This window comes from Mesorhizobium sp. M0227 (genome assembly GCF_040321855.1).
Taxonomy (GTDB): Bacteria; Pseudomonadota; Alphaproteobacteria; order Rhizobiales; family Rhizobiaceae; genus Mesorhizobium.
Map to the genome: position 1 here is coordinate 65,181 of NZ_JAMYSJ010000021.1, position 24,975 is coordinate 90,155.

Below are 24,975 nucleotides of genomic sequence, written 5' to 3' on the forward strand. Positions count from 1 at the left end.
TGGAGCACTCCGCTTCGATCGATCCGGCGTCAGCGCCAGCCCAGAGCCGGCGCGACATGGGTCAGGATCGCCTCGATGACATGCGCATTATAGTCGACGCCGAGCTGGTTCGGAACGGTGAGCAGCAGCGTGTCGGCCTCGGCGATCGCCTCGTCCTGCGCCAATTCCTTGATCAGCACATCCGGCTCAGCCGCATAGCTGCGCCCGAAGATCGCCTTGGTGTTCTCCTCGATGAAGCCGATCTGGTCGCGGCTTTCGTTGCCGCGGCCGAAATAGGCACGGTCGTGATCGTCGACCAGCGCGAAGATGCTGCGGCTGACCGAGACGCGCGGCTCGCGCTTGTGGCCGGCCGCCTTCCAGGCCTCGCGATAGATGCGGATCTGCTCGGCCTGCTGGATGTGGAACGGCTTGCCGCTCTCGTCGAATTTGAGCGTCGAGCTCTGCAGGTTCATGCCGAGCTTGGCCGCCCATTCCGACGTGGCGTTGGTAGCCGCACCCCACCAGATCCGCTCGCGCAAACCCTCCGAATGCGGCTCGAGGCGCAAGAGGCCGGGCGGATTGGGGAACATCGGCCGCGGATTGGGCTGGGCGAACCCCTCGCCCCGCAGCGTCTCGAGGAATACCTCGGCATGATGCCGCGCCATGTCGGCGTCGCTTTTGCCTTCCGGTGGCGCGTAGCCAAAATGGCGCCAGCCATCGATCACCTGCTCGGGCGAGCCACGGCTGATGCCAAGCTGCAGGCGGCCGCCGGCGATGATGTCGGCGGCACCGGCATCTTCCGCCATGTAGAGCGGATTCTCATAGCGCATGTCGATTACTGCAGTGCCAATCTCGATGCGGCTGGTCTTGGCGCCAACGGCGGCCAGCAGCGGGAACGGCGAAGCGAGTTGGCGGGCGAAATGATGCACGCGGAAATACGCCCCATCCGCGCCAAGCTGTTCGGCGGCGACGGCGAGGTCGATGGATTGCAAAAGCGCGTCCGATGCCGAGCGCACTTGCGATTGCGACGAGGGCGTCCAGTGCCCGAACGACAGGAAACCGATTTTCTTCATAGCCATGCGATATAAGGATGCGCGTCAGGCTTCAATGCCAAAGAGATTTTTCGACGCACCCGATCAAGGCTCATGCATCGCTGTTTTCGAAGGCGCCGATGCCTTGTGCGATAAGGTTGGTCGCCATGACCAATGAGACGATTGCCGCGGAATTGAAGACGACGACCCACCATTTGCCGCCGGTCAGGAAGCCGTAGCCGTCGGCGACGGCCAGTCCCCAGTCGGCCGATGGCGGCTGGATGCCGAGGCCGAGAAAGCTCAGCGTCGCGATCGAAAAGAACGCGTAGCCCAGCCTTGTGACCAGCTCGATCAAGATCGTTTCCCTGATGTTGGGCAGTATCTCCAGAAACATGATGGCGAGCGGGCCCTCGCCGCCAAGCCGCGCAGCGCTGACATAGTCGCGCTCCTTCTGCTCGCGCACGGCGGCGCGGACGGTGCGAGCCACCAGCGGCGCGTAGGCGATGCCGATCACCAGGATGACGGTCAGGTTCGACGGGCCGATCGCCACCAGCGTCATGGTGACGAGAACAATGAACGGAAACGCCATCAGCGTATCGAGCAGCCGCGCGCCGATGGCATCGACCAGGCCGTCGAAATAGCCGAGCACCAGACCGATGATGCTGCCGGCGGCAACGCCGGCCAGCGTCGCCAGCGGCGCAACCAGCAGGATATCGCGCGATCCGACGACTATGCGGGACAGCACGTCGCGGCCGAGATGATCGGTGCCGAACCAGTGCAGCGCATCGGGCGGCGTCAGCATCGCCAGAAAATCCTCGGCATAGGGATCGTAGGGAACGAAGAGGTTGCCGAACAGTGCGCAAACGACCCAGAACAGAAGCAGCAGCGATCCGACCACGACCGACGGGGCCAGTCCGGAGAAAACACTGCGGATCCTGCGCACTGCCGGAAAGCCGGCCACCGCGCGCCGTGGTGCGGGAAACTCCGCCAGATCCGTCATGGCGAGGTCCGGCGGCGTTGCCGCGGATCGAGCAGCGCCAGCACGAGGTCGCCGGCCGCCGCCGACAGCACGAAGATTGCCGCCATCACCAGCACGCCGGCCTCGAGCATCGGGAAATCGCGTGCCTTGGCCGCATTCAGAACCAGATTGCCAAGCCCCTGGATGCCGAACAGCGCCTCGATCACCACCAGCCCGCCAAGCATGTAGCCGGTCTGCGTCGCCAGCACCGCGATGGTCGGCGTCAGCGCGTTGCGCAGCACGTGCCGAAAGATGATCTCGCGCCGCTCCAGCCCTTTCAGGACGGCGGTGCGCGTATAATCGGCGGCCATCGCCTCGATCACCCCTGCCCGCGTCATCCGGGCGATGTAGCCGGCAAGGTTCAGCACCAGCGGCAATGCCGGCAGGATCAGATAATAGCCATGCGTCCAGAAGCCCGCGCCATCGGGCGCAACGCCGGAGATCGGGAACCAGTTCAGCCACAGGCCGAAGAGGATAAGGAGCATCAGCCCGGAAACGAAATCAGGCACGATGCCGAAGGAAACGCCCGCCATCACGATCAGCCGGTCGATCAGGCGGCCGGCATTGAGACCCGCGATGACGCCGGCCCCTACACCAAGCGGCACGAGAAAAATCAGAATAATGCCGGCAAGGGCAGCAGAGCGCTTGAGGCTTTCGAGCACGAACGGCGCCACCGGCCCGCGCATAGACAACGAGGTGCCGAAGTCACCGGTCACGGCCTTGCTGAACCATAGCCAGTACTGGACGAGAATCGGCTGGTCGGCGCCGAGCCGCTTGTTCAGTTCCGCCACCGCCTGCGCGTCGGCAAACGGACCGAGCATCACGCGGCCGACATCGCCGGGCAGGACCTGCCCGGCGAAGAACACCAGGATGCTGACCAGCCACAGCGTGAGGACAAGTGTGCCCACACGCGTTGACAAAGTGCGGCCCGTCAGCATGTCTCGATCATGCCTGGACGAAGGAAACGCGGTCGAGCAGCAGATGCGAGATCGCCGTGAAGCGCACGCCCTCGACCTTGGAGCTGACGATTCGGCTGTATTGCGAGAAGTAGCTGATGATCGCCGGCGTTTCGTCGAGCAGCAAGGTCTGGATCTTGCCGGCAACGAGGCGCTGTGCCTGCAGATCACGCGCCTTCGAGTAATCGAGCAGCAGCGCATCATAGGCCGGGTTGTTGAAATGCGCCGCGTTCCAGGCTCCCGAACTCTTCAGCGTGGCGTTGAGGAAGATGTCGGGAGTGCCGCGATGGCCGTAGTCGGTGATGCCGAGCACCGAATCCAGCCATGGCGAGCTGCCGAAGGTCGCCGAGCCGTAATAGGCGTCCTGCGGCAGGACATTGAGCTTGATGTCGATGCCGGCCTTCCTGGCGAAGTTCTGGATGATCACCGCATAGTCGGGAATGTCATAGGCGCGTTCGGTGGTCAGCGTCACCTCGAAGCCGTTGGGCACGCCCGCCTCGCCAAGCAGGCGCTTGGCCTCGGCAATGTCTTGCTTGCGCTGCGGCACCGATGGATCGGCCGATGGGAAGATCGGCGCGAACGGGGTGTCGTTGCCGACGATGGCGCGGCCCTTCAGCAGGCCCTTGACGATCGCCTCGCGATCGAGCGTGAGCGCCAGCGCGCGGCGGACCCGCTTGTCGGTGAACGGAGCCTGGTCGGTTCTGAGATGCACCTGGTCATGCGAGCTTGCCTGCACGCTGAGCAGCTTGAAGTTGGGATTGCCTTCGATCGCGAGTTCCAGGCGCGTCGTGCTCGGGATGACGTCGAGCTGGCCGGCCTGCAGCGCCAGCACCTGCGCCTGCTCGTCGTCGAAAAACTTGATCTCGACCCGGTCGGGCAGCGCCTTGTCGCCCCAGTAGTCCTCATTGCGCACGAAGCTGGCGCCTTGCTTGGGACGGAAGGATTCCAGCTTGAACGGACCCGTGCCGTTGAAATTCTTCTCGAAATCGCCGGCATAGTCGGCCGGCAGGATCACGGCATTGTAGACGTCTGAGGAGACATAGAAGGGGAAGTTGCTGTTTGGGCCGTCGAGATCGAAGGCGACGGTTTCGTCGTCGACCAGCTTGGCGCCGCCCTTGGACAGGATGCCCTTGTAGGCCGACAGGGCCGACGAGCCGCTGGCCGGATCGACCAGCCGCTCGAAGCTCGCCACAACATCCCTAGCGGTGACCGCGCGACCATCGTGGAATTTCACCCCTGGCCGCAATTTGAAGGTCCAGCGACTGGCCGTCTCGTTTGCCTCCCAGGACAGAGCGAGCTTCGGCTGCAGACCATCCTTCGGATCGTCGAGGATCAGATACTCGCCGACCTGGCTGATCACCCCGATGCTGGCCGGATCGGTCACCGAAACCGGATCGATCGCCTTGGTCGGCTGGCCGAGCCCGACGCGAACCGTGCCGCCGGCAGCAGTCGCGGCGCGTGCGCCTCCAAGCCCCTGCGAGGCGGCAAAGCCGGTCAGGCCGAGCAGTGCGGCGTATTTCAGGAGATCGCGGCGCTTGAGAAAGCCGCCCTGATATTCGTCGACGGCGACATTCCAGATGTCCCCCGACAGGTTGCGAACTGCGTCGATATCTCTGCGTTTGGTCATGTTAAACCCCTGCTCTGAAATGAAGATTGAAAAGCTATGCGACGGGTTCGCCGTCGAGATGGATGCGGTCGACGGCCTGCGGATAGAAGGCGATGAGCCCTTTGATCTTCGGCATTTCCTCTATCGGATCCCGGTAGCTCCAGGCGATGTCCGGGCGCACCGTTCCGTCGCTCAGCAGGCCGGACCAGTAGGAGGCGATGCCCTTGTAAGGACATCGCGTCGTTGTGACGGACGCCGTCAGCCGCTCCAGCCGGATGTCTTCCGCCGGCAGATAGAAACGCGTCGGCAGATGCGTCTCGAACAGCAGAACCGGACGGTGGCTGTCGGCGATTGGCTCGCCGTCGAACCAGATTTGCACATGGCTGGAGCTCTGCAGCACATCGATGCGCGCATACGGGTCTCGAGCGTGGACGAAGACTTCTTCATCCTCCTCGAACCACTGGTCGACGGCCTTCCAGGTGAAGGCGATGCGGCCAGCCAGCGGCGACAGGTTTTCATCCGGCGGCGAAACGAACGCCCAGGCCGCGTTGGCGCTGCGCCTGTCACCGGTATCAATATCCCAATAGGCTGTCTCGCCACCGACCGGATGCGGTTCGCGATGCAATGAGGGTCTCAGCACCGACGGGTCGACCGCTGACGGCGGGAAGAAATAGATCGGCAGGAAATGGTTGGAGCGCAACACCAGCACGTTGCGGCTGTCGGCGATGGTGCGGCCGCCGAATTTGACACGCACGCGCTTGGGGCTGTGCAGGACATTGACGAGCTGCGGCGCGGTGGCTTCGCGGGGCTGCAATCTTGGTGCAACGGTCATGATCGTTCTCCCGGCCTGACGTCAGGACACCGCGCGCGCATTGTCGCGCTGTTCGGCGAAGCGATTGGCTGGTCGCGCCAGGCCGAAGCGGTCGCGCAACGTTCCCGGCGCGTATTCGAGGGGGAATACGCCGCGCCGCTGCAGCTCCGGAACCACCTGTTCGGCGAAATTCACCCAGTCCTCGGGCAGCAGCGGGAACATCAGGTTGAAGCCATCGGCAGCACCCGAAACGAACCAGTCCTGCAATTGGTCGGCGATCTGTACCGGCGTGCCGGCGACGGTCGGCACCGAACCGCTGTTGGCAAGCTTGCGGGCGATCTCGCGCAGGCTGAGATTCTGCTTCGCCCACTGCTTGACCCGGTTGAGCGACGTGCGTCCGCCATTGAACGTGCTCTCGTCCGGCAGAGGCGGCAATGGCCCGTCCGGCGGGAACAGCGACAGGTCCAACCCGCTCCAGCTGGACAGAAGGTCGATGCCGACCTGATCGGGAAGCAAGGTCTGCAGATATTCCTGCTTTTCCCGGCCTTCCGCCTCGGAGGCGGCGACAACAGGCAGGATGCCGGGCAGGATCTTGAAGCTCTCCGGCCGCCTGCCGTGGCGGGCCAGCCGCTCGTTGATATCCTGACGGTATTTGATGCCATCCTCCTTGGTGCTGTAGATGGCGAAGTGCGCATCGGCCTGGGCGGTGGCGAAGTTCTTGCCGTCTTCGGAGGATCCGGCCTGGACGATCAGCGGATGACCTTGCGGCGGCCGCGAGACGTTGAGCGGCCCGCGCACCTTGAAATGCTTGCCCTTATGGTCGATGGGGTGGACCTTGTCGGGATCGGCGAAATAGCCCGACGCCTTGTCGATCAGCAGCGCCTCGTCTTCCCAACTGTCCCACAGCGCTTTGGCGATATCGAGGAATTCGGCCGCGCGCTCATAGCGGAATGCATGTTCGATATTGCCGTCGCGGCCGAAATTGCGCGCCTCCTCGTCCATAGCCGAGGTGACGACGTTCCAAGACGCCCTGCCCTTGCTGATATGGTCGAGCGACGCGAACATGCGCGCCACATTGTAGGGCTCGCTGTAGGAGCTCGACGCCGTGGTGATCAGGCCGATATGCTTGGTCACGCCGGCTAGCGCCGACAACAGCGTCAGCGGTTCGAGGCGGGCATTGGCATAGTGGGCAACGCCGCTCTTGACCGAATCCCAGATCGACACGTGGTCGGCGACGAAGATGGTGTCGATCCTGGCGCGCTCGGCCGCCTGCACGAGATCGCGGTAGAACTCGAAGTCCAGCACTTCCCGGCCCGGTGCCCGCGGATGGCGCCACGACATTCGATGATCGCCCTGCGGGTTGAAGAAGAATGCGCTGAGGATCATGTGGTCTCGAGCCATGCCGGCCTCCTTCCAGATCTGCTCCGGAGACCGTCGCGCTGCTTCGGCAGGCGGCGACAATCTCTGCTGATCCGAGAAAGGTAGATTGCGCTCCGGCTTAATCCGAGTAATTTTATAGAGATAATGCGTTGCGAAAGCGGAAGCGATTGCCCTCGATCGCAGCCCGCGAAGAAAGTGGTTTCAAGTCCCCATGTCCTCCTCGGTTCTGAACGTCGACCAGCTGTCCATCGCCTATGACGGGCACAAGGGATCGCATCCCGCCGTCAGCGGCGTGTCGCTGCATATAGGCGAAGGCGAAGCGCTCGGCCTGGTCGGCGAGTCGGGATCTGGGAAAAGCTCGGTGGCGCTCGCCATCCTGCGCTATCTGCCGAAGAATGCCCGCATGGCGGTGTCAGCGCTCGAATTCCAGGGCCGGGAAATCCGCGACCTCTCCGCCGAGCAGCTGCGCCAGCTCCGGGGAAATCACATCGCCGCCGTCTACCAGCATCCGGGCGCGGCCCTCAATCCGAGCATGACGATCGGCCGGCAGATCACCGAAACGATCATGCGGCACCGCCCGGTTCGCCCCGACGAGGCGCGCGAGCGTGCCGCGGAACTGCTCGGACGGGTCCGCGTCAGCCATCCGGAGCGTGTGCTGGATCTCTATCCGCACGAATTGTCCGGTGGCATGCAGCAGCGCGCCAACATCGCCATTGCGATTGCGCTCGATCCGTCGCTGCTGGTGCTGGACGAGCCAACGACGGCGCTCGATGCCAGCGTCCAGTCCGAGATCATCGCCATCCTGCATGACCTTCGCAAGGATCACAAAACCAGCATCCTGCTGATCAGCCACGACATCCATATGATCCGCCGCTCCTGCGACCGTGTGGCGGTAATGCAGGAGGGCACGGTGGTCGAGAGCGGCGCCGTCGGCGATGTCTTCGACAACCCCTCTCATGCCTACACAAAGGCGCTCATCGCCTCGATCCCGGCGCTCAACTACACCAAGCGGGACGGAAGACTGGCGGAGACGGACGGCATGCCAGCGCACCCCACAGCCCAAGGCGAAGACGCCGGCTTGCCAAAAGAACGCCGGATCGCGATCGCCTGCAAAGGCATCAGTCATGCCTTCGGCAGCCAGCCAGTGCTGCACGGCATCGATCTCGACATCGGCCAAGGCGAAACCTTCGGGCTGATCGGCGAGTCCGGTTCCGGCAAGTCGACCCTGGCACGCATCGTCACCGGCCTGCAGACGCCCAGCGCCGGATCGGTCGAGCTGTTCGGCAGAACGGTCGCGCCGCGCGTCGAGAAGAGAAACCTTGCCGAACGCCGCGACGTGCAGATGGTCTTCCAGTCGCCGGATCGCACGCTCAACCCGCGCCAGCGGATCGGCAGGATCCTTGGTCGCCCGTTGCGGCGGCTCGCCGGGCTGCGCGGCAGTGAGGTGAGAGCGCGCGTCAGCGACCTGCTGCAATCGGTCCGCCTCGCCGGCGCCACGGCCGAGCAGAAATCGCGGTCGCTTTCCGGCGGACAACGGCAACGGGCGGCGATCGCGCGCGCCTTCGCCGGCGTGCCGAAGGTCGTCGTGCTCGACGAACCCACCTCCGCACTCGACGTCTCGGTCCAGGCGACAGTGCTCAACCTGCTCAACGACCTGCAGCGCGACAAGGACACCACCTATCTGTTCATCAGCCACGACCTCAGGGTGGTGCGCTACATGGCCGACAGAATTGGCGTGCTCTATCGCGGCCGCTTGGTCGAGACAGGCTCATCCGACCAGATCTTTCGCGGCCCGAACCACCCCTACACCGCACTGCTTCTGGCGGCATCTTCCGATGAGGCCGCGCCAAAGCTTTCCGCTTCGGTCGAGACAGAGGCCACCGGCATCCCGAACACGGGATGCTCCTTCGCCGACCGCTGCCCGCTGGTCCTGCCCGACTGCAGAAAGGCAGAGCCGCCCGCTAACGAGGTCGCGCACGGCCACCGGATCGCCTGCTGGCGGCACAGCCAGGGTTTTTGAGCGGCTCAACAGCAGTCCGAAGGCCCGCGGCAGCTCGGTTTTAGCGGCAGGCAGGATGCGATGCCGGGATTGTCGCAGCATCGGAATCCAGCTTGCAAATGCCTCCTTTTGAGGCCAGCCTAGATGCATGATGGCACGCCGGTCGCCAAAACATGTCCTTGTCATGCTGCTCGCGGTATTCCTGACCGCCGGGTTCAGCCTGTCTGCCGCTCAGGCGAGCGTCATGTCGGCGAAGATGATGATGACGACTGGCAGCGGCATGCCTGCCGGCACCGGCATGGCCAGGATGGCCGACACAGCCATGAATGGCGATTGCAGCGCGTGCCTCAAGGGCGCCGCCGACAGCGATAAGCCGATGCATTGTCCGCCGACCTGCATCGCACCAGTGCTCGCGGTGCTCCCTCAAAGCCTCGCCATCACCATGGTTCCAGCGGTGCAACAACCATCGGCGCTACCGATGCCGTTCCTTCACGGGCGAAGTTCCGTGCCCGACCCATTCCCTCCCAAATCCACCGATCTCGTCTGACGCCGTTTCAGCCATCCCGCGGCTGATTTCCGGCGTTTGATTGCCGCTGGCGCTTCGCGCCGGCAGGCACACGGCAATTTACGTCGAGAGGCTCGCCGTCGATCGAGATCGCAAAGGGCTTGAGAGTGAGTATCAATTCCAGTCATTCCATTTCACGCCGCAGGTTCGTCCTTACGGCGGCGGGCGTTGCTGCGGCCACCCTGGTGCGCGCCGCAACGCCAAGAGCATCCACCGTCGATGAGCGCCGCATCAGGATCGCGCCAGGCCACGCCAGCTTCACCGGCCCTGGCGGTCCGCTCACTCCTGTCTGGGCGTATGACGGGACGATCCCCGGCCCGATGCTGCGCCTGCGCCAGGGCCGACCCGCTCGCATCACGGTCGAGAACGCATTGGACGAGGAAACCACGGTCCATTGGCATGGCATCCGCCTGCAAAACACCATGGACGGAGTGCCCGGTCTGACGCAGCCGCCGATCAAGGCGGGGACAGATTTCGTCTATGAATTCACGCCGCGCGACGCCGGCACCTTCTGGTATCATCCGCATGCCAACAGCCTTGTGCAGCTCGGCCGCGGGCTCGCCGGCGCCCTCATTGTCGAGGAGACCGAACCCGTTGCCGTCGACCGCGACCTGTTGTGGTTGCTGCAGGACTGGCGGCTTGCCGATGACGGGCAGATGGCGCCCGGCTTCGGCAGCGCGATGGATGCGGCGATGTCCGGCCGCGTCGGCAACGTCGTCACCATCAACGGCACGGCGCCGGCCGATCAGAGCGTAAAGGCGGGTGAACGCGTCAGGCTGCGGCTGGCCAATGCCTCGCTCGCCCGCATCATGGCGCTGCGCTTCGAAGGCCACCACCCGGTCGTCGTGGCGATCGACGGCCAGCCCTGTGATCCGCATGAACCGGAGGACGGCCGCCTTTTTCTGGCACCCGCCATGCGCATCGACGTCGTGATCGACATGCAGGGCGATCCAGGCAAGCGTTACGCGGTGATCGATGATTTCTACGACGGTCTCGCCTATACGCTGACCACGCTTGCCTATGACAGCGCATCGCCGATTCGGATCCATCCTCTCGACACGCCGCTTGGCCTGCCGCGCAACCCGTTGCAGCAACCCGATCTCGCAAGCGCCGAGCGCCAGGAGATCGTCCTGCAAGGCGGCATGATGGGTGGCGGCAAGCTCGCCGGCGTCGGCGGCATGATGGGCATGGCGACACCCGGCATGAAGGGTGGCGCTGCCTGGGCGATCAACGGCATGTCGATGACCGGTGACGGCCATGCCGGCATGGCGCCGCAATTCACCTTATCGCGCGGTGCAACCTGTCATCTCACCATGCGAAATGAAACCGCCTGGTGGCATCCGATGCATGTCCATGGCTTCAGCATGCTGGTGCTTGCGCGCAACGGTTCGCCGGTACCGCACCGGCAATGGCAGGACACGGTGCTGCTGGCTCCCAGGGACACGATCGAATGCGCCTTCGTCGCCGACAATCCCGGCGATTGGATGCTGCACTGCCATGTCGCCGACCACCAGATGGCCGGCCTCATGACGGTGTTTCGAGTGACCTGATTTTCTCGTCAACAACGTCAAGACAATAAGGAGAACTGCAATGAAACCGACTTACACTCTCGCCGCTTTCGCAGTCGCGATTGCAATGCCGCTGCCGGCTGTCGCGGCGACGATCAACGCGGTCATGTACAAGAACCCGCAATGCAGCTGCTGCGAATCCTATGCCAACTATCTGGAACACAACGGTTTCAAGGTCGACATCAAGCCCGTCAACAACCTGTCCCAGATCAGCAGTGATGCCGGTGTGCCGGCGGACCTCGAAGGCTGCCATACGCTGATGGTCGACGGCTATGTCGTCGATGGCCTGGTGCCGGTCGATATCGTCAAGAAACTGCTGACGGAGCGGCCCGCCATCACCGGCATCACGCTGGCCGGCATGCCGACCGGTGCCCCCGGCATGGGTGGCGAGAAGGCTGGCCCTTTCATCGTCTACGCCTTTACCAAGGACGGCAAGGCGCCCACTGTCTACGCGACGGATTGAGAGGTAATCGCCATGTCTGCCGATACGTCGGACTGCCCTGCCCGAACCTGGCTCGCCATGACGTTCCTGCTTTTGCGCCATTTCGCATACAAATGCGTTTGTGCTAATATACCTTGGCCATGCACCTTCGTGCGTGACCGACCAATGGGAGGACGCGATGAACACCATGAATCGCAGGTCTGCAATTGCCCTCGGTATGACGGCCGCCGCGGTGACGCCTTTTTTTGCCCTGACGGCGTCGGCGAAGGCCAAGAAATACGGCCCGAAGGATGGCAAGGAGATTGCGCCCGGTGTCAGGGTGGTGGAGGTCGGCACCGGCGACTCCGACATTGCCGCTTACAAGAGCATCGCGATCGTCGATGTCGTGTTTCAGCCCGGAGCGCACGCTCCCGCGATGATGATGGACAATGACATGGTCTGCACGATCACTTCAGGCGCGTTCACCATCAAGAAGGCAGACAAGGAATTCAAGCTCAAGACGGGTGACATGTACACCTGCGCCAAAGGCAAGACCGACGAGGCGACGAATACAAGCAAAGAGGTCGGCGTGCATCGTATCGCCGTCCTGATACCTGCGTAGCAGTTGGAGTTCCGGCCGGACAGGCGGCTTGCATGCTGTCCGGCCGTCGTTTGCGTATCGCCGGGTGCTAGCCTCGTCCGGCATGATTGGGCCTACCACAAGCGCCTACGCCATTTCGGGGCGTTTTGAACCCTCGCGGATGGCCTTGTGCACGCCGCGCTGCAGATCCATGAATGCAGGGCTTTCCATCACCTCTTCGCGGCGCGGGCGCTCGATATCGACGTTGAAGGTCTGGGTGATGCGGCCCGGGCCGATGCCCATGACGACGATGCGGTCCGACAGATAGACGGCCTCCTCCACATCATGGGTGACAAACAGGACGGTCAACCTGTGTTCCTCCCAGATCTGGGTGAGCAGTTCCTGCATCTGGTGCCGGGTCAAGGCATCGAGCGCACCGAAGGGCTCGTCCATCAACAGCATCTTGGGCCGGTAGGAAAGCGCGCGCGCAATGGCGACGCGCTGTTTCATGCCGCCCGAGAGTTCGGCCGGATAGCGGTCGGCGCTGTCGCACAGCTTGACGAGTTCGAGGTGCTCCAGCGCGATCCTGCGGCAGGTCGCGCGATCGTAGCCGGCGGCCTTGAGGGCAAATTCGATGTTCTGCCGCGCCGTCAGCCAGGGAAGCAGCGTGTAGGATTGGAAGACGACGCCACGGTCGAGACCAGGCTGCAGGATCGGCGCGCCATCGATGCTGAGATCGCCGGCGTCGAAGTCCTGCAGTCCGGCCACGATCGACAGCAGCGTGCTCTTGCCGCAGCCCGACGTGCCGACCAGGGAGACAAACTCGTTGTCGGCAAGATCGAGGTTGATATCGCGCAGCACTTCCGTGCGCCGCTCGCCGGTGCCGAAGCTCTTGTGCAGACCGGCGATCCGCAATTTGGGGGGGCTCATCGGCTGGACCTCATTGCGAGCGGCCCTCTTGCTTGAACAGCACCTTCTCCAGCGCCTTCATCACCTGGTCGGTGATGAGGCCAAGCAGGCCAAGCAGCAGGATGTAGCCGATGATCGTGTTGGTCTGGAAATAGCGCTGCGACACGGTGATGCGATAGCCGAGCCCCGAAGTCGCGGCGACAAGTTCGGCCAGCACCAGCCAGGTCCATGCCCAGCCCAGGCTGATGCGCAGCGTATCCCAGATACCCGGCAAGGCGCTGGGGACGACGATGCGCGTCAGGATCTTGCGATCCGGCAGGCCGAGTGTGCGCCCAAGGCCGATGAAATCGGTGGGAACCCGTTTGACGTTGTCCATGATCATAAGGACCTGCTGGAAGAAGGTGCCGATGAAGATGATCAGGAACTTCTGCGAATCTCCGGTGCCGGCCCAAAGGATGGAGAGCGGCACGAAAGCGACGACCGGCATGTAGCGGATGAAATCAACCAGCGGCTCGATGGCCGCTTCCCAGGAACGGAAACTGCCAATCAGCACGCCGATCGGTATCGACAGTGCCGAGGCGATGAGGAAGCCGATGGAGATACGGTACATCGAGGCTTTGAGGTCCAGCCACAACGTGCCGTCGGCCGCAAGCTTGGCGATCTGCATAGCGACGCTGCCCGGCGATGGCAGGAAGATCGGCTTTACCAACCCCAGGCCGGTCGCGGCCCACCAGGCAAGGCCGAGCCCGACGAACACGGCCACCGCGATCACCAGGAAGCGCGACCTGGCGATGGGCACGCCGATCCCGGAGGATCGGCGACGCCTCGCCGGTTTCGTGGGACGAGCCGGATCGGTTTGAGCGGGACGCTCCCCGGACATCTGCGTCACCGCCGCGATCCGGCCTTGATCATTCCGCTGCCTTGACGAAGGACGGGTCGATCATCTGCTCCGGCGTCACGTCGGCCTGCAGCAGCTTGGCGTTCTTGGCGGCGGCCTCGACATCGGCAAAGGTCTTGGTGGTGAAGTCGCCTGTCAGCGCCGTCTTGTTTTCAGCGAGTGAGTAGTAGCGCACGCCGTCAAAGGCGGTGTTGAGGTCCTTGACGTCCGAACCGACAGCCTTGGCGATGATGGCGCGCCCACCGGGCGTATCAGCATTGTAGTCCTTGAGCGCTGCGTCCCAGCTCTTGATCATGGCCAGCACCTGGCCGGGCCGCGACTTGATCACCTCGTCACGCACCACCAGCACGTCGCTGATCAGGCCGGGATCCTCGCCGGCGGTGAACAGAAGCTTGAGGTCCTTGTTCTGCGCCATGGCGACGGTGAGGTACGGTTCATAAGTCACCGCGACCGGCACCTGGCCGGCGATCAAGGCGCTGCCGGCGTCGGACGCTGGCATCGGAACCGGCTTCACATCGTCGATCGACATGCCGTTCCTGGCGAGCGCGTATTTGAGCAGGATGTCGCTCGTCGTGCCTTCCTCGAAGGCCACCTGCTTGCCCTTGAGATCCGCGATGGAGGTGACGTCCTTGCCGGCGATGATGGCGTCGGCGGTCATGGAGACGTCGAGCAGCAGCACGATCTTCACCGGAAGGCCGGCCGCGACCATGCCCATCGCCGTGTGGGTGGCGATGTTGGCGGCGTCGAGCTGGCCGCTTGCAAGTGCTGCATTGATGTCCTTGTCCTCGGCGAAGTTGACGATCTGGACGTCGCTCAGCCCGTTTGTCTTGAACAGGCCCTTGGCCTCGGCGACATGCCACTGGCCATAGCCGAGCCAGGGCTCGATGCCGATCTTGAACGCTCCTGCCTCGGGCGTGGTGGGAATGGCCGCATCGGCCGCGTAGGCTGCCGGGGCGGCGGTGAGTCCGATGGCGGCGGCCATCACGAGCGCGCGAAACTGTCCTGTTAGGTTACGCATCATCTTTGTTCCCCTTGATGATCAGACCGCTTTTTCTAACTGAGGCAGCCGGTCTGGTGAGACTGCGGGTTTCTGCTCTTGCGGCACTGTGCCTCGGCGTCTTACCTGCCACTTCATGGTGAAGTGCGAGGATATTTCAGCCTCAGCGGGAGCGGATGTCAAGGCTAAAATACATACATGCATATACAAGTTGGAAAGACTCAATTTTCACGCTTTTTCCGGATCGATCCGGTCGAGGAAATCTGTCACCCGATCGGCTCCGGCAACGGGTTCGCTGCCGACCATGACCGCGACTGAGAAGGCAATGAGGGAGGAGACCGGCGTGTGGCTGCGCGCGCCGGCGCGCAGATTCATAACCAGCGTCGGCGACAGGAAAAGACCGGCCCGCAGCACCGCGCGCCAATCGGCCGGCAGCATGCCGCGCCGTTTCAGTTCCAGCAGCAATGGCCGCCACAGCGCTGTCGCCTTGACCTCCAGCAGATCCTGGCGGATCGGGCTCAGGTCCCAGTCCGTGTCGACATGGAGCAGGTTTCCGTCCAGCCGCGCTTGGGCGCGAAAAGCCTCTGTCGCGGGCGCCGGATCATAGAGCCAGAACGGGTGGGCGAAGATATTGTGGAACGTCGCCTTCACCTCGGCCAGCAGCGTCGGGATGTGCGAGCCGGCAAAGGCGGGATCGAAGAAGGACAGCTCCGCCCTCCCCGCCTTCGCCGTGTACCAGACATTGGCGTTGTGGGCGTCGCCATGCGCGACCACGCCGCCGGCATCGGCAAGCCGGTCCGGACGTAAGCGCACAGCCGCGGCATCGAAAAGCTCACCGATGCTGTCGGTGTACTGCTGGTCGTTGATGACGAATTTCAGCCGGGAAAACCAGTCCCAATCCAGCTCGGCACCGGGAAAGACGAACAGCTTGCCGACATAGAAATCGGCCAGCCTTCCGCCTGGTGACAAGCGTGTCTCGGCATCGATCAGCCGCTCATGAAACAGCCTGTGGATCGGCTCCGCCGCCACGTCCTCGACAGTGACGGGATGCAGCGTCTCGAGATAGACCTTGAGCAGCCTGGCCGACAGGTCGCGCTCGGCAAGAACGGCTTCTTGCCGCTTGCAGGCATCGTCCTGCCCATCCAGCGCGAACAGCACATCCGAAAATCTTGGATCCGTGCGGCGGCGATAGACAAGGATCTGCTCGCCTGGTTGGGCAGACATATGCACGGGTTGGTCGACCGGCAGGCCTGCGCGCGACAGAATCTCGGCGCGGTAATACTCGCCCGTCATCGCCTCTTCCCGCTCCTCCTGATGGAACTTGAAGAAGTAGGCCTTGCCATCGTCCTCGAAGAAGCCGTTCAACGAATTGAGGCTGTACTTGTCGAAGTTGATGCGCACATTGCGGGGGGTCATCGCGAACAGGTCGCCCAGCAATGCCGCCAGCGCGCTTTGTGCTTCGGCAACATCATGCTGCGCGAGTGCCCGGATCCGCGCCGTGCGACTCGGTGTCTGCGTCATCTGTTGTCCTTCTTGGCCCGTTCATTCGAGAGCGAAAGCGTTCTCGTCAGCACATGTATATACATTGACAACGAAACCGCTCCCGACTTGCATTCATCCTGCTTCCGTTAGCTGCTTTTTGAAGGGGAATAGCGGCTGCCGAGCGAGTAGCGGCTGCCGGCATAAGTCAGCTTGCTGATCGTGGCCACCACCGCGCCTGTCCATGTCCGGCGGTGCAGGAAGAGGCAGCAGGCGCCGACATCGATGCCCAGATGCCGCGCCGTCTCGCCATCGGCCGGGATGGCGGAAATGATATGCTCGACCTCGGTCACCGGGGTTTTCTGCATGAGGTAGTCATAGGTCGCCGTCTTCGAAAAATCCTGCTTGTCATAGTCGGGGATGAGGCTCGGATTGACGAAGCGCTCTTCGAGTTGCACCGGCAAATCATTCTCGAAATTGACGACGACAGAATGATAGATCGGGACGCGCTTTGCGAACTCGAACGACAGCGCCAACTCCTTTGTCGGCATGATGGTTTCGAGGACGAGGACTTCGGATCGATGCCTGTTGCCGCGCTCGACGATCTCGGCTGCGATGTTGTTGATCTCGATCAGCGTCGATTGCGGCCGCGGTGGCGCGATGAAAGTTCCCACACCTTGCAGACGGATCAGGAACCCGGCCGAGGTCAACTCTCTGAGCGCCCGGTGAACCGTCATCCGCGACACGCCGAGTGAAGCCACCAACTCATTCTCGGACGGCAGCTTGCGATCCTTGCCCCACCGGCCCGTTCCGATGTTGGCCAGGATGTAGTCCTTCACCTTCTCGTAGAGAGGGCTGGCCGTGTCGGGCAAAGTGATCATTTCAAAAGTCCTTTCCGGCGATTCATCGGAAATCACGACTGCTCGACAGGTTGCCGCATGCGGATGATTGTTTTCAAGCCGTCGCTGTGTCCCGCCAACAGCCGCTCATAGGCAGCCGGAATGTCATCCAGGCCGATCTCCTGGTCGATCAGCGCCAACAGCGGTTCGCTGAGTTCACCTAGCATCCGCACGGCCTCGGGCAGCTCATCGGCAAAGGCGTGGCATCCCAGCAACCCGATTTCGCGTTCGACCAGCGTATTGGGATCAATGTCGAGGCGGCCGTGAAAGATGCCCACCATGGCGATCGTGCCGCCGGGATCGAGAACGCCGAGCAACTGGTTGAGCGCCGCAATGCTGCCGGTCGCCTCAATGGCCGCGAGCAGCGGCGCATTGGCAGCCGCAGCGGCAACGGCATCCCGGTTCAGATCGACGATCGTGGCACCCGCCACCCGCGCCACCCGGGCGCAGCGGCTCTGGTTGCGGTCGGCGACGAGCACGGTGCCGGCGAAGGTCCGCGACAGCAGCAGCGCGGCAAGACCACCGATCGGCCCGCAGCCGACCACCAGCACCGCGCCTGCCGTTTTCGGCAGCCGCCGCACCGCATGCAGCGCCACCGCCAGCGGTTCGGCCATCGCCGCAACCCGCTCGTCGAGCGCGGCATCGATGATATGCAAAAGCCGTGCGGGCAGCACCGCCTGTTCGGCAAATCCGCCGTCGCAGATTTCTCCCACGAAGCCCAGCGACGCGCAGAGATGCCGCCTGCCGGCATGACATTGCGCGCAGTCTCCGCACCAGAACCGGGAATCGGCAACCACCCTGTCACCGACGGCGACGCTAGAAACGCCTGCGCCGATGGCGGTCACCGTGCCGGTGAGTTCATGGCCGGCCGTCGAAGGCGACCGGCTTATCCACTGGCCCGTGCGGAAATTGTGCAGGTCCGAACCGCAAATGCCGGCGGCGTCGACCCTGAGCTTCACCCAGCCCGCATCCGGCACGCCCGGCGCGGCGACATCCTCGACGCGCAGATCGCCGGGTCCATAGAGTCGAGCAGCCTTCATCGCGATCGTTTCCGCTCAACCGGCGAGATAGCGGTCGCGGATTTCCGAGACCGCGTTCTCATGCGAGCTGAAGCCCTCGTAGCGGGCGAGCCTGCGGGCGTGCAGGGCAAGTTCCGGATAGGCAGTCGAGGTGACATAGCCGACCGACGAGCGCTTGACGAAATCCGTCACCGAAAGCGGGCCGTAGGTCCGCGCCCAGCGGCTGGTCGGCAGCACTGCATTGGGTCCAAGGACGAAGTTGGCAAGGGTCACCGGCGTGTGCGTTCCCATGAGGATTTCGGCCGCCTCGGTGATGCGTCCGAGATGGGCGAACGGCTCCGTCGATAGGATCTCGAGATGCTCGGGCGCATAGTCGTTGATGAAGCGGTAGCTGTCTTCCAGCGATGCGGTCAGCACGATGCCGCCGCGCTTGCCGGTCAGCACCGCGCGCGAAAACTCGACACGCTGCTCGGTCATCCGCGACCAATGCTCGGGAAGTGCGGCGAGTGCTGCTTCTGCGATCTTGCGGCTGTGCGTCACCAGATAGGCCGAGGAATCTGGCCCGTGCTCGGCTTCGATCAACAGGTCGAGCGCGGCAAGCCCGCCGTCGACGCTGTCATCGGCAAAGATAATCGCTTCCGACGGGCCCGCCGGAAGGCCTGTGTTGATGACCGATGACAGCACGCTCTTGGCCGCCACCACCCACGGGCTGCCGGGACCGACGATCTTGAGTGCGGGCTTCACCGTCTCGGTGCCGTAAGCGACGGCGGCAACTGCCTGGGCGCCGCCGCATTTGTAGACCGTGCCCACGCCGGCGAGACGCGCGGCGACGAGCGTTGCCGCGTCCACCGAACCATCCGATGTCGGCGGCGTCACGATGGCAATCTGCGGCACGCCGGCAATCACCGCCGGCACCGACGTCATCATCGTCACCGACGGGAAAGCGCCCTTGCCGCGCGGCACGTAGAGCGCAACGGATGCGATGGGCGTGTACCTGTCCCCGGCATAGGCGCCCGGCCGGACTTCCTTGAGCCACATCGTCTCCGGCTTCTGCTCCTCATGGAAGCGCCTGATGTTGTCGATGCCGAACTGGATGCTCTCGACGACGTCCCTTTCCACCTTGTCGAACGCCGCATCGAACTCGGCTTCCGACACCTGCAGTTCGCCCTCGGCGACATTGGCCTTGTCGAGTTCCCTGGCGAAGCGGATCAAGGCGGCGTCGCCTTCGTCCTTGACGGCCTGGATGATCGGCCGGACCTTCTCAACGAAGACCGTCAGATCGGCCTCGGCGCGCTTCAGCAGACTGGCGCGCTGGTCGGCATCGATGGATGACAGATCGTGGAAGCTGATGTCGGACATGATTGCTCGTCTCCTGGAACTCTTGGAACGCAATGACGGTTGGCCCGTGGATGGCCATAGTTCTGTGGGTCGACAAGCCGACCGGGGCAAGGATCAAAGCCGTCGAGAGGCTTCACTCAGGCAAAAGTATATACATGTATGTATGATGGTCGCCAGCAATTTTTCCATCATCCTTCCCGTCGAAACTGCGGAGGCAAACCTGCCTCATCAGATCGAGGCGAGAAAGCCGCCATCGACCGGAATGGACTGGCCGGTTATGTAGGCAGCCGCATCCGAAGCGAGGAACACGGCGATGCCGTGCAAGTCGTGGAGATCACCGAAACGCCGCTGCGGGATCTTGGCCAGCATGGAGTGCTGCCATGCCTCGTCGCTGTAAAAAACGTCGGTCATCGCCGTCCTGAAATAGCCCGGCGCGATGGCGTTGACCCTTATGCCAAGCTCCGCCCACTCCGCCGCAAGGGCGCGGGTCATGCCGAGCAGGCCCGACTTCGACGAGCCATACGGCACCGCGGTGGGGATTCCGACTTCGGATGTCAGCGAGCACAGATTGATGATGGCACCAGGGCGTCCGGCGTCGCGCATCTGCCGCGCGGCGGCCTGGGCGCAGAAGAACGCTCCCTTGAGATTCGTGTCGACGATCCTGTCCCACAGCGCCTCGTCGACATCGAGCGAGGGCCGCACCTCCTCCACGCCGGCATTGTTGACGAGAATGTCGAGACCGCCAAGCAGGCTGGCAGCCTCTGCGGTTGCTGCCCGGCAGCGGCCGACATCGGTGACGTCGAGAGCGATGGCGTGCGCCACTCCGCCGGCGGCGCGGATGGCTGCCGTGGTGGCCTCCAGCGAGGCCAGGCTGCGCGCCGTGACCGCGACGTCTGCGCCGGCAGCACTCAGCGCCTCGGCGATGCTGCGCCCGATGCCCCGGCTTGCACCGGTGACAAGCGCCTTCCTGCCGGAGAGATCGAAGAGAGAAGCGTTGCGCATGTGATCCTCCTGATCGGTGTCGGTTTCCGCTTCAGCGTCGAGACTATCAGATCAAGTTACATATACAAGCATATACAAACTATTTCGACTACGGTACGGATGACGAAATCCGCCGCAAAGGAGCCCACCCGTGTCGAAAGCCTCGGATATGGTCCGCACCGAAGTCAACCGTTTGTCGCCCTACAATTCCGGGCTCACCATTGACGAGGTTATGGAGCGATACGCACCGGCCAGGATCGCCAAACTGGGCTCGAACGAAAATCCGCTCGGGCCCAGCCCGACCCTCGTCACGACGATGCATGCCGGCTCCGAGATGTTCCGCCTCTATCCGGACCCTGCCGGGCGCAAGCTGCGCCAAGCGATCGGCGACAAATATGCCGTCACCGAGGACCAGATTATCCTCGGCAACGGTTCCGAAGACCTTCTCTCCGTCATCAGCCGTGCCGTGTTGCGGCCGGGCGACGCCGTCGTCACGCTCTATCCGTCGTTTCCGCTGCATGAGGACTACGCGACGTTGATGGGCGCTACCGTCAAGCGCGTTGTCGTCAACGACGATCTGACCATTAATGTCGATGCGCTGGTCGAGGCGGCGCGCGAGCGGCCGCGCATGCTGCTGTTCTCGAACCCGATGAACCCGGTCGGCAGCTGGCTCTCCGGCGGCGATCTGTCGAGGGTTCTGGATGCGACGAGCGACGAGACGCTGATCGTCATCGACGAAGCCTATGCCGAATATGCCGAGGGCGACGACTATGCGTCGTCCCTGCCCTATCTCGAAAAGCTGGACCGGCCCTGGATCGTGCTGCGGACCTTTTCCAAGGCGTTCGGTCTGGCCGGATTGCGGATCGGCTTCGGCATCGTCGGTGACCCGGAGCTGCGCGCGCTGCTCGACCGCGTCCGCACGCCTTTCAACGCCAACGGCATGGCCCAAGCCGCCGCACTCGCGGCGCTGGCCGACGACGAACACCTCGCCAGGGTCGTCGCGCTGGCCAGGGCGGAGAGAAAACGCGTCGAGACTTTCCTGGCAAGCAAGGGCCTCGACGTCGCCGCCTCCAGGGGCAACTTCCTGTTCTTCAACTGCCGGCAAGATGCTTCCGCCTTCGTTGAAGGCCTGCTGCGGCAAGGCGTCATCGTCAAGCCGTGGAAGCAGCAGGGTTTTGACACCTATGTGCGCGCCAGCATCGGCTCGGCTGCGGAGAACGACCACTTCATGGCCGTTCTGTCGGAACTGTTCTGAATACACGCTTTGTTCGGGATTCGGACGGGTTAGTTGACCCGCGCCTTGCGGCTGCGATGTGCCAATTCGGACACGATGTCACTCTGCGGCGCAGTTCGTTGAACGGAGGCAATAGATTTTTTGGGCTTCAAACCGACAGGAGGCCTTAACTTTCGCGGCGTGGGTTTTTACATCTCGGGGGTCTGCAAACGATCGACCCTGAGGAGGCTCCCTTGCAGCAACCAGATGACATCGCCGCCCGCCGATTGGGCATTCTCATCGAGCATATGTGGAAGCGCGCAAAAAGCACTACGACTATGTGTCGACCGAGCAGGCCTATCGGGCCATCCGGCAGGTCCTCAAACCCGCCATTCCCGATCGCGAACTCGACGACATGGTCGCCGCGCTTGCCGTGAAGAACGGCCTGGCGGTCGTTTTCGACCGCCAAACCAAAGCGTCCGCCGATCATGTCCCTCGGAGCGCAAGGCCCTAGATCAACGCAGGTCTGCAGGCGTCGAGCGCCACATCGATACGGGGCCAAACGGCCCCGTATCGATGTGTATCGCCGGAGGAACGAGCGATACACCTGCGCCATGGGCCTGTGTGCCGCAGGCCGACGGCGTGGCAGCTTCAGGCGGCAGTGCTGACCTTGCCCGGCTCGAGGATCGACTTGACCTTGTCGGCGACGGCGCGCCCCAGATCGGCGTTGTTTGCGGCGGTGAAATGAATTCCGTCGACACCGTCCGTGGTGAGGTAATCGCCGGCATTGAGGAAATCGATCTTCATAAAATCCGCCATCGCCTTGTATTGCCTGGCCAGGTCTCTGGATTTTTCGTGCCCGCCGCCGAACATGCCCTCGAACCACGGATCGGGCATCGGGGTCAGCGGCGGCGGCGCAATGACCAGCGCCTTCGGCGCCGGATACGGGGTGCCGATGCCCCCGGCGCTGGTCAGGATCTGCCCGACCAATTTCGCCATTCCATTGGCGATCTCATAGGGCGTCCGGCGGAAATAAGACTTGGTGTCGTTGGTGCCGAGCATGACGATGACCAGATCGAGCGGCAGATGGCTGGCGATGGCCGCGGGCAGATAATTGGCCCCGTTCAGGCGCGGATCGTTGGGGTCGTCGAGACAGGTGGTGCGCGCGCTCAGGCCTTCTTCGATGATGTGGTAGCCCGCCCCTAGCGCCGTCGCCATCACACCGGTCCAGCGCTGATCATAAGGGTAGCGGTAGGTCGGCGACCCCTCCTTGACCGGAACCCAGCCCCAGGTCAGCGAGTCGCCGTAGCACATGATGTTTTTTGGCGGTGACATCCATGTTTCTCCATCTGTTTGCAATTGTCTGAACGCCGGCGCACTTGCTTTTCGCCGTCTTAAGTCAGGGGTTTCGCACGCGCACTCCGTAGAAGATCGCCGCGCCGAGGATGATGACGCCCTGCGCGATGAGCTTGCCGGGCTCGTCGATGCCGAGCACCGTCATCACCACGAACAGCAGCGCAAAGCACAGCGCCCCGAAGAAGGGCCCCCAGACGCCGCCGTCGCCACGACCGAAGACGACGCCGCCGAGGATCGTTGCCGCGACCGCCAGGATCGGCAGGTCGAGGCCGACACGGACGCTGCCGACGGCGATCGAACCGGTCTGCACCAGGGCCGCGATCGCCGCGATCAGGCCGGCGAGCGTATGCGCCAGGATGACCGTGCGCTGGACCGGCACGCCGGAAAAATGCGCGGCTTCGGCATTCTCCCCGACCGAGGCGACGTAGCGGCCAAAGACGGTCCGCGACAGAAGCAGCCACACCGAAGCGGTCAGCAGGACCCAGAACAGCACCGGCGTCGGAACCGACAGGAATTTCGTGTTGTAGAGGTCGTTGAACAGCTTCGGCACATCGCCGGGCGGATTGCCGCTCGACAGGAACTGCACCAGCCCTACCAGGATGATGCTGACCGCCAGCGTGACGATGACAGCCGACACCCGCCGGCTCCCTATCATGAAGCCGTTGAACAGGCCGATGACGAGGCCGGTGGCGAGCGCCAGCACGACGAAGAAAGGCATCGACGCGCCGGGGAAAGTGCCCGACGAGATGAAATAGTTGATGAGCAGGATGATGCCGCCGCCGGAGAGGTCGATCGACTTCACCCGCATGACGACGAGCTGCCCCAGCACCAGGATGCCGAGCGGGACGATCTGCCTGACGAAGATACCCATGATGTTGAGGTTGAGCATGTTCGGTCGCGCGATCCACAGCGTCGCCAGCAGCACGAGAAAGACAAAATAGGACGGCGGTATGCGCAGCAGGCGCCGGGCGATCGGATTTGCGAGAACGGCAGCCATCTTTTAGAGCCCCATCTTCTTGCGGGATTGCAGCCCGACCACCGCCAGCAGGATGCCGCCCTTGATCGCGGTCTGGACAAAGGGGGAGACGTTGGCGAGGTTCATGCCATTGGCCAGCAGCGCCATGACCAGCGCGCCGATCACCGTGCCGTGCAGGCTGCCTATGCCGCCGGAGAGCTGGGTGCCTCCAAGGGCGACGGCGGTGACGGTGTCGAGTTCGAAAAGCAGCCCGACATTCGGATCGCCCGACACGATGCGCCCGGCCAGGAAGACACCGGCAACGGCCGCGAAACAGGAACAGACCACATAGGCGAGGATGATGTTGCGACGGTCGGAGACGCCGAAATTGCGGGCAGCACTTTCAGCGCCCGAAGCAATGCCGCCGCCAATCGCAAACAGATGCAGCCCGTATCGCGATCCGTAGAGCAGTTTCCACGCTGCCAGGATCACGACGATGCCCCAGAAAACCGGATAGGGAACGCCGAGGAAACTGCCTGAGACGGCATCGATGACGATCTCCGGCACCGTACCGCCGGACACAGGACGCAGGATGCGCGTGATGCCGAGCACGATGTACTGCGTCGACAGCGTCGCGATGATCGGATGGACGTTGAAACGGGTGATCGCCAGGCCGTTGATCAGCCCGATGAGTGCCGCCAGCACGAAGACCGCCGGGATCAGCACGACAGCCGGCTGATCGAGCGCCAGCACCGCCGTGGTGAAGCTGATGACGGAGCCGACCGACAGATCGAGCCCGCCGATGAGCACGACCACCAACTGTCCGATGGCCGCGATGATCAGCGGCATTGCCTGGGCCACCAGGTTGAAGAGGTTTTCGGCCGTGGCAAATTGTGTCGTCTCGACGGTCAGCCACAGCGAAATGAACAAGGCGACCAGCAGTGGCAGGCCCCACAGGCCTTGCCGCGTGTTCCGGCCACTCAGGATGTTGAACAGCGAGCGAACCATGGCAGCCCC

24 protein-coding genes are annotated in these 24,975 nt (G+C 63.4%); 7 read left to right on the top strand and 17 right to left on the bottom strand.

Annotation, left to right across the window (positions count from 1 at the left end; translation table 11 throughout):
• Positions 1-29: 29 nt before the first annotated feature.
• The 6 genes from NKJ00_RS23985 to NKJ00_RS24010 form a co-directional block, all read right to left on the bottom strand.
• Entirely contained in the window at positions 30-1,052 is a 1,023-nt protein-coding gene (locus tag NKJ00_RS23985; protein WP_023809378.1) for an LLM class flavin-dependent oxidoreductase, read from the bottom strand.
• 70 nt (positions 1,053-1,122) lie between these two features.
• Positions 1,123-2,010 (bottom strand): ABC transporter permease, encoded by an 888-nt coding sequence (locus tag NKJ00_RS23990; RefSeq protein ID WP_023809379.1) that lies wholly within the window; start codon positions 2,008-2,010, stop codon positions 1,123-1,125.
• Positions 2,007-2,966: an ABC transporter permease gene (locus tag NKJ00_RS23995; RefSeq protein WP_023809380.1), complete on the bottom strand. Its 960-nt coding sequence runs from the start codon at positions 2,964-2,966 to the stop codon at positions 2,007-2,009. The genes NKJ00_RS23990 and NKJ00_RS23995 overlap by 4 nt, the downstream gene beginning before the upstream one ends.
• Positions 2,967-2,973: 7 nt before the next feature.
• Positions 2,974-4,611: an ABC transporter substrate-binding protein gene (locus tag NKJ00_RS24000; RefSeq protein ID WP_023809381.1), complete on the bottom strand. Its 1,638-nt coding sequence runs from the start codon at positions 4,609-4,611 to the stop codon at positions 2,974-2,976.
• A 34-nt stretch (positions 4,612-4,645) separates the two neighbouring features.
• Entirely contained in the window at positions 4,646-5,422 is a 777-nt protein-coding gene (locus NKJ00_RS24005; RefSeq protein ID WP_023809382.1) for a DUF427 domain-containing protein, read from the bottom strand.
• Between the two features lie 21 nt (positions 5,423-5,443).
• The gene (locus NKJ00_RS24010) at positions 5,444-6,802 is read right to left on the bottom strand and encodes an LLM class flavin-dependent oxidoreductase (protein WP_352610847.1); all 1,359 of its coding nucleotides are present in this window, start codon (positions 6,800-6,802) and stop codon (positions 5,444-5,446) included.
• Positions 6,803-6,992: 190 nt separating this feature from the next.
• Here NKJ00_RS24010 and NKJ00_RS24015 point away from each other — a divergent pair, with 190 nt between their 5' ends.
• The 5 genes from NKJ00_RS24015 to NKJ00_RS24035 all read left to right on the top strand — a co-directional run bounded on the left by NKJ00_RS24015 (position 6,993) and on the right by NKJ00_RS24035 (position 11,956).
• A complete protein-coding gene (locus NKJ00_RS24015) occupies positions 6,993-8,801 on the top strand; it encodes a dipeptide ABC transporter ATP-binding protein (RefSeq protein ID WP_352610848.1) in 1,809 nt (602 codons plus the stop codon).
• 163 nt (positions 8,802-8,964) lie between these two features.
• A complete protein-coding gene (locus NKJ00_RS24020) occupies positions 8,965-9,327 on the top strand; it encodes a hypothetical protein (RefSeq protein WP_352551486.1) in 363 nt (120 codons plus the stop codon).
• Between the two features lie 125 nt (positions 9,328-9,452).
• Complete coding sequence (locus NKJ00_RS24025; RefSeq protein ID WP_352551487.1) at positions 9,453-10,895, top strand: multicopper oxidase family protein; 1,443 nt, start codon at positions 9,453-9,455, stop codon at positions 10,893-10,895.
• A 40-nt stretch (positions 10,896-10,935) separates the two neighbouring features.
• Positions 10,936-11,376, top strand: a complete 441-nt coding sequence (locus NKJ00_RS24030; protein ID WP_352610849.1) for a DUF411 domain-containing protein — start codon at positions 10,936-10,938, stop codon at positions 11,374-11,376.
• Positions 11,377-11,509: 133 nt separating this feature from the next.
• Entirely contained in the window at positions 11,510-11,956 is a 447-nt protein-coding gene (locus NKJ00_RS24035; RefSeq protein ID WP_352551491.1) for a hypothetical protein, read from the top strand.
• 105 nt (positions 11,957-12,061) lie between these two features.
• Here the strand turns inward: NKJ00_RS24035 and NKJ00_RS24040 are convergent, their stop codons facing one another.
• The 8 genes from NKJ00_RS24040 to NKJ00_RS24075 form a co-directional block, all read right to left on the bottom strand.
• Positions 12,062-12,844, bottom strand: coding sequence for an ABC transporter ATP-binding protein (locus NKJ00_RS24040; RefSeq protein ID WP_352551494.1), 783 nt, complete (start codon positions 12,842-12,844; stop codon positions 12,062-12,064).
• 10 nt (positions 12,845-12,854) lie between these two features.
• A complete protein-coding gene (locus NKJ00_RS24045; RefSeq protein WP_502906412.1) occupies positions 12,855-13,703 on the bottom strand; it encodes an ABC transporter permease in 849 nt (282 codons plus the stop codon).
• Between the two features lie 28 nt (positions 13,704-13,731).
• Positions 13,732-14,739, bottom strand: coding sequence for an ABC transporter substrate-binding protein (locus NKJ00_RS24050; protein ID WP_352631535.1), 1,008 nt, complete (start codon positions 14,737-14,739; stop codon positions 13,732-13,734).
• 207 nt (positions 14,740-14,946) lie between these two features.
• The gene (locus tag NKJ00_RS24055; RefSeq protein ID WP_352631528.1) at positions 14,947-16,239 is read right to left on the bottom strand and encodes a hypothetical protein; all 1,293 of its coding nucleotides are present in this window, start codon (positions 16,237-16,239) and stop codon (positions 14,947-14,949) included.
• Between the two features lie 107 nt (positions 16,240-16,346).
• Complete coding sequence (hutC, locus tag NKJ00_RS24060; protein ID WP_352610854.1) at positions 16,347-17,078, bottom strand: histidine utilization transcriptional repressor HutC; 732 nt, start codon at positions 17,076-17,078, stop codon at positions 16,347-16,349.
• Between the two features lie 32 nt (positions 17,079-17,110).
• Positions 17,111-18,136 carry a zinc-dependent alcohol dehydrogenase gene (locus tag NKJ00_RS24065; RefSeq protein ID WP_352631530.1) on the bottom strand — a complete coding sequence of 342 codons (1,026 nt, stop codon included), beginning with the start codon at positions 18,134-18,136 and terminating at the stop codon, positions 17,111-17,113.
• A gap of 15 nt (positions 18,137-18,151) precedes the next feature.
• Positions 18,152-19,474 (bottom strand): histidinol dehydrogenase, encoded by a 1,323-nt coding sequence (gene hisD, locus NKJ00_RS24070; RefSeq protein WP_352610856.1) that lies wholly within the window; start codon positions 19,472-19,474, stop codon positions 18,152-18,154.
• A gap of 207 nt (positions 19,475-19,681) precedes the next feature.
• A complete protein-coding gene (locus NKJ00_RS24075) occupies positions 19,682-20,455 on the bottom strand; it encodes an SDR family NAD(P)-dependent oxidoreductase (protein ID WP_023809396.1) in 774 nt (257 codons plus the stop codon).
• A gap of 130 nt (positions 20,456-20,585) precedes the next feature.
• Here NKJ00_RS24075 and NKJ00_RS24080 point away from each other — a divergent pair, with 130 nt between their 5' ends.
• Together NKJ00_RS24080 and NKJ00_RS24085 are read left to right on the top strand one after the other, a co-directional pair.
• The gene (locus NKJ00_RS24080; RefSeq protein WP_128303931.1) at positions 20,586-21,689 is read left to right on the top strand and encodes a histidinol-phosphate transaminase; all 1,104 of its coding nucleotides are present in this window, start codon (positions 20,586-20,588) and stop codon (positions 21,687-21,689) included.
• Positions 21,690-21,957: 268 nt separating this feature from the next.
• Complete coding sequence (locus tag NKJ00_RS24085) at positions 21,958-22,161, top strand: hypothetical protein (RefSeq protein WP_245486178.1); 204 nt, start codon at positions 21,958-21,960, stop codon at positions 22,159-22,161.
• A gap of 137 nt (positions 22,162-22,298) precedes the next feature.
• Here the strand turns inward: NKJ00_RS24085 and NKJ00_RS24090 are convergent, their stop codons facing one another.
• The 3 genes from NKJ00_RS24090 to NKJ00_RS24100 form a co-directional block, all read right to left on the bottom strand.
• The gene (locus tag NKJ00_RS24090; protein ID WP_128303930.1) at positions 22,299-22,982 is read right to left on the bottom strand and encodes an SGNH/GDSL hydrolase family protein; all 684 of its coding nucleotides are present in this window, start codon (positions 22,980-22,982) and stop codon (positions 22,299-22,301) included.
• Between the two features lie 64 nt (positions 22,983-23,046).
• Positions 23,047-24,000 carry an ABC transporter permease gene (locus NKJ00_RS24095; protein ID WP_023809400.1) on the bottom strand — a complete coding sequence of 318 codons (954 nt, stop codon included), beginning with the start codon at positions 23,998-24,000 and terminating at the stop codon, positions 23,047-23,049.
• Positions 24,001-24,003: 3 nt separating this feature from the next.
• Positions 24,004-24,966: an ABC transporter permease gene (locus NKJ00_RS24100; RefSeq protein ID WP_128303928.1), complete on the bottom strand. Its 963-nt coding sequence runs from the start codon at positions 24,964-24,966 to the stop codon at positions 24,004-24,006.
• Positions 24,967-24,975 lie beyond the last annotated feature (9 nt).

Excerpts from the sequence above, each read along its gene's own strand:
- NKJ00_RS24015 (WP_352610848.1), top strand. The coding sequence starts at position 6,993 with ATGTCCTCCTCGGTTCTGAACGTCGACCAGCTGTCCATCGCCTATGAC.
- NKJ00_RS24090 (WP_128303930.1), bottom strand. The coding sequence starts at position 22,982 with ATGTCACCGCCAAAAAACATCATGTGCTACGGCGACTCGCTGACCTGG.
- NKJ00_RS24005 (WP_023809382.1), bottom strand. The coding sequence starts at position 5,422 with ATGACCGTTGCACCAAGATTGCAGCCCCGCGAAGCCACCGCGCCGCAG.
- hutC (WP_352610854.1), bottom strand. The coding sequence starts at position 17,078 with ATGATCACTTTGCCCGACACGGCCAGCCCTCTCTACGAGAAGGTGAAG.
- NKJ00_RS24040 (WP_352551494.1), bottom strand. The coding sequence starts at position 12,844 with ATGAGCCCCCCCAAATTGCGGATCGCCGGTCTGCACAAGAGCTTCGGC.
- NKJ00_RS24100 (WP_128303928.1), bottom strand. The coding sequence starts at position 24,966 with ATGGTTCGCTCGCTGTTCAACATCCTGAGTGGCCGGAACACGCGGCAA.
- NKJ00_RS24075 (WP_023809396.1), bottom strand. The coding sequence starts at position 20,455 with ATGCGCAACGCTTCTCTCTTCGATCTCTCCGGCAGGAAGGCGCTTGTC.
- NKJ00_RS24095 (WP_023809400.1), bottom strand. The coding sequence starts at position 24,000 with ATGGCTGCCGTTCTCGCAAATCCGATCGCCCGGCGCCTGCTGCGCATA.
- NKJ00_RS24055 (WP_352631528.1), bottom strand. The coding sequence starts at position 16,239 with ATGACGCAGACACCGAGTCGCACGGCGCGGATCCGGGCACTCGCGCAG.
- NKJ00_RS24000 (WP_023809381.1), bottom strand. The coding sequence starts at position 4,611 with ATGACCAAACGCAGAGATATCGACGCAGTTCGCAACCTGTCGGGGGAC.
- NKJ00_RS23990 (WP_023809379.1), bottom strand. The coding sequence starts at position 2,010 with ATGACGGATCTGGCGGAGTTTCCCGCACCACGGCGCGCGGTGGCCGGC.
- NKJ00_RS24020 (WP_352551486.1), top strand. The coding sequence starts at position 8,965 with ATGCTGCTCGCGGTATTCCTGACCGCCGGGTTCAGCCTGTCTGCCGCT.
- NKJ00_RS23995 (WP_023809380.1), bottom strand. The coding sequence starts at position 2,966 with ATGCTGACGGGCCGCACTTTGTCAACGCGTGTGGGCACACTTGTCCTC.
- NKJ00_RS24045 (WP_502906412.1), bottom strand. The coding sequence starts at position 13,703 with ATGTCCGGGGAGCGTCCCGCTCAAACCGATCCGGCTCGTCCCACGAAA.
- NKJ00_RS24030 (WP_352610849.1), top strand. The coding sequence starts at position 10,936 with ATGAAACCGACTTACACTCTCGCCGCTTTCGCAGTCGCGATTGCAATG.
- NKJ00_RS24065 (WP_352631530.1), bottom strand. The coding sequence starts at position 18,136 with ATGAAGGCTGCTCGACTCTATGGACCCGGCGATCTGCGCGTCGAGGAT.
- NKJ00_RS24010 (WP_352610847.1), bottom strand. The coding sequence starts at position 6,802 with ATGGCTCGAGACCACATGATCCTCAGCGCATTCTTCTTCAACCCGCAG.
- NKJ00_RS23985 (WP_023809378.1), bottom strand. The coding sequence starts at position 1,052 with ATGAAGAAAATCGGTTTCCTGTCGTTCGGGCACTGGACGCCCTCGTCG.
- hisD (WP_352610856.1), bottom strand. The coding sequence starts at position 19,474 with ATGTCCGACATCAGCTTCCACGATCTGTCATCCATCGATGCCGACCAG.
- NKJ00_RS24050 (WP_352631535.1), bottom strand. The coding sequence starts at position 14,739 with ATGCGTAACCTAACAGGACAGTTTCGCGCGCTCGTGATGGCCGCCGCC.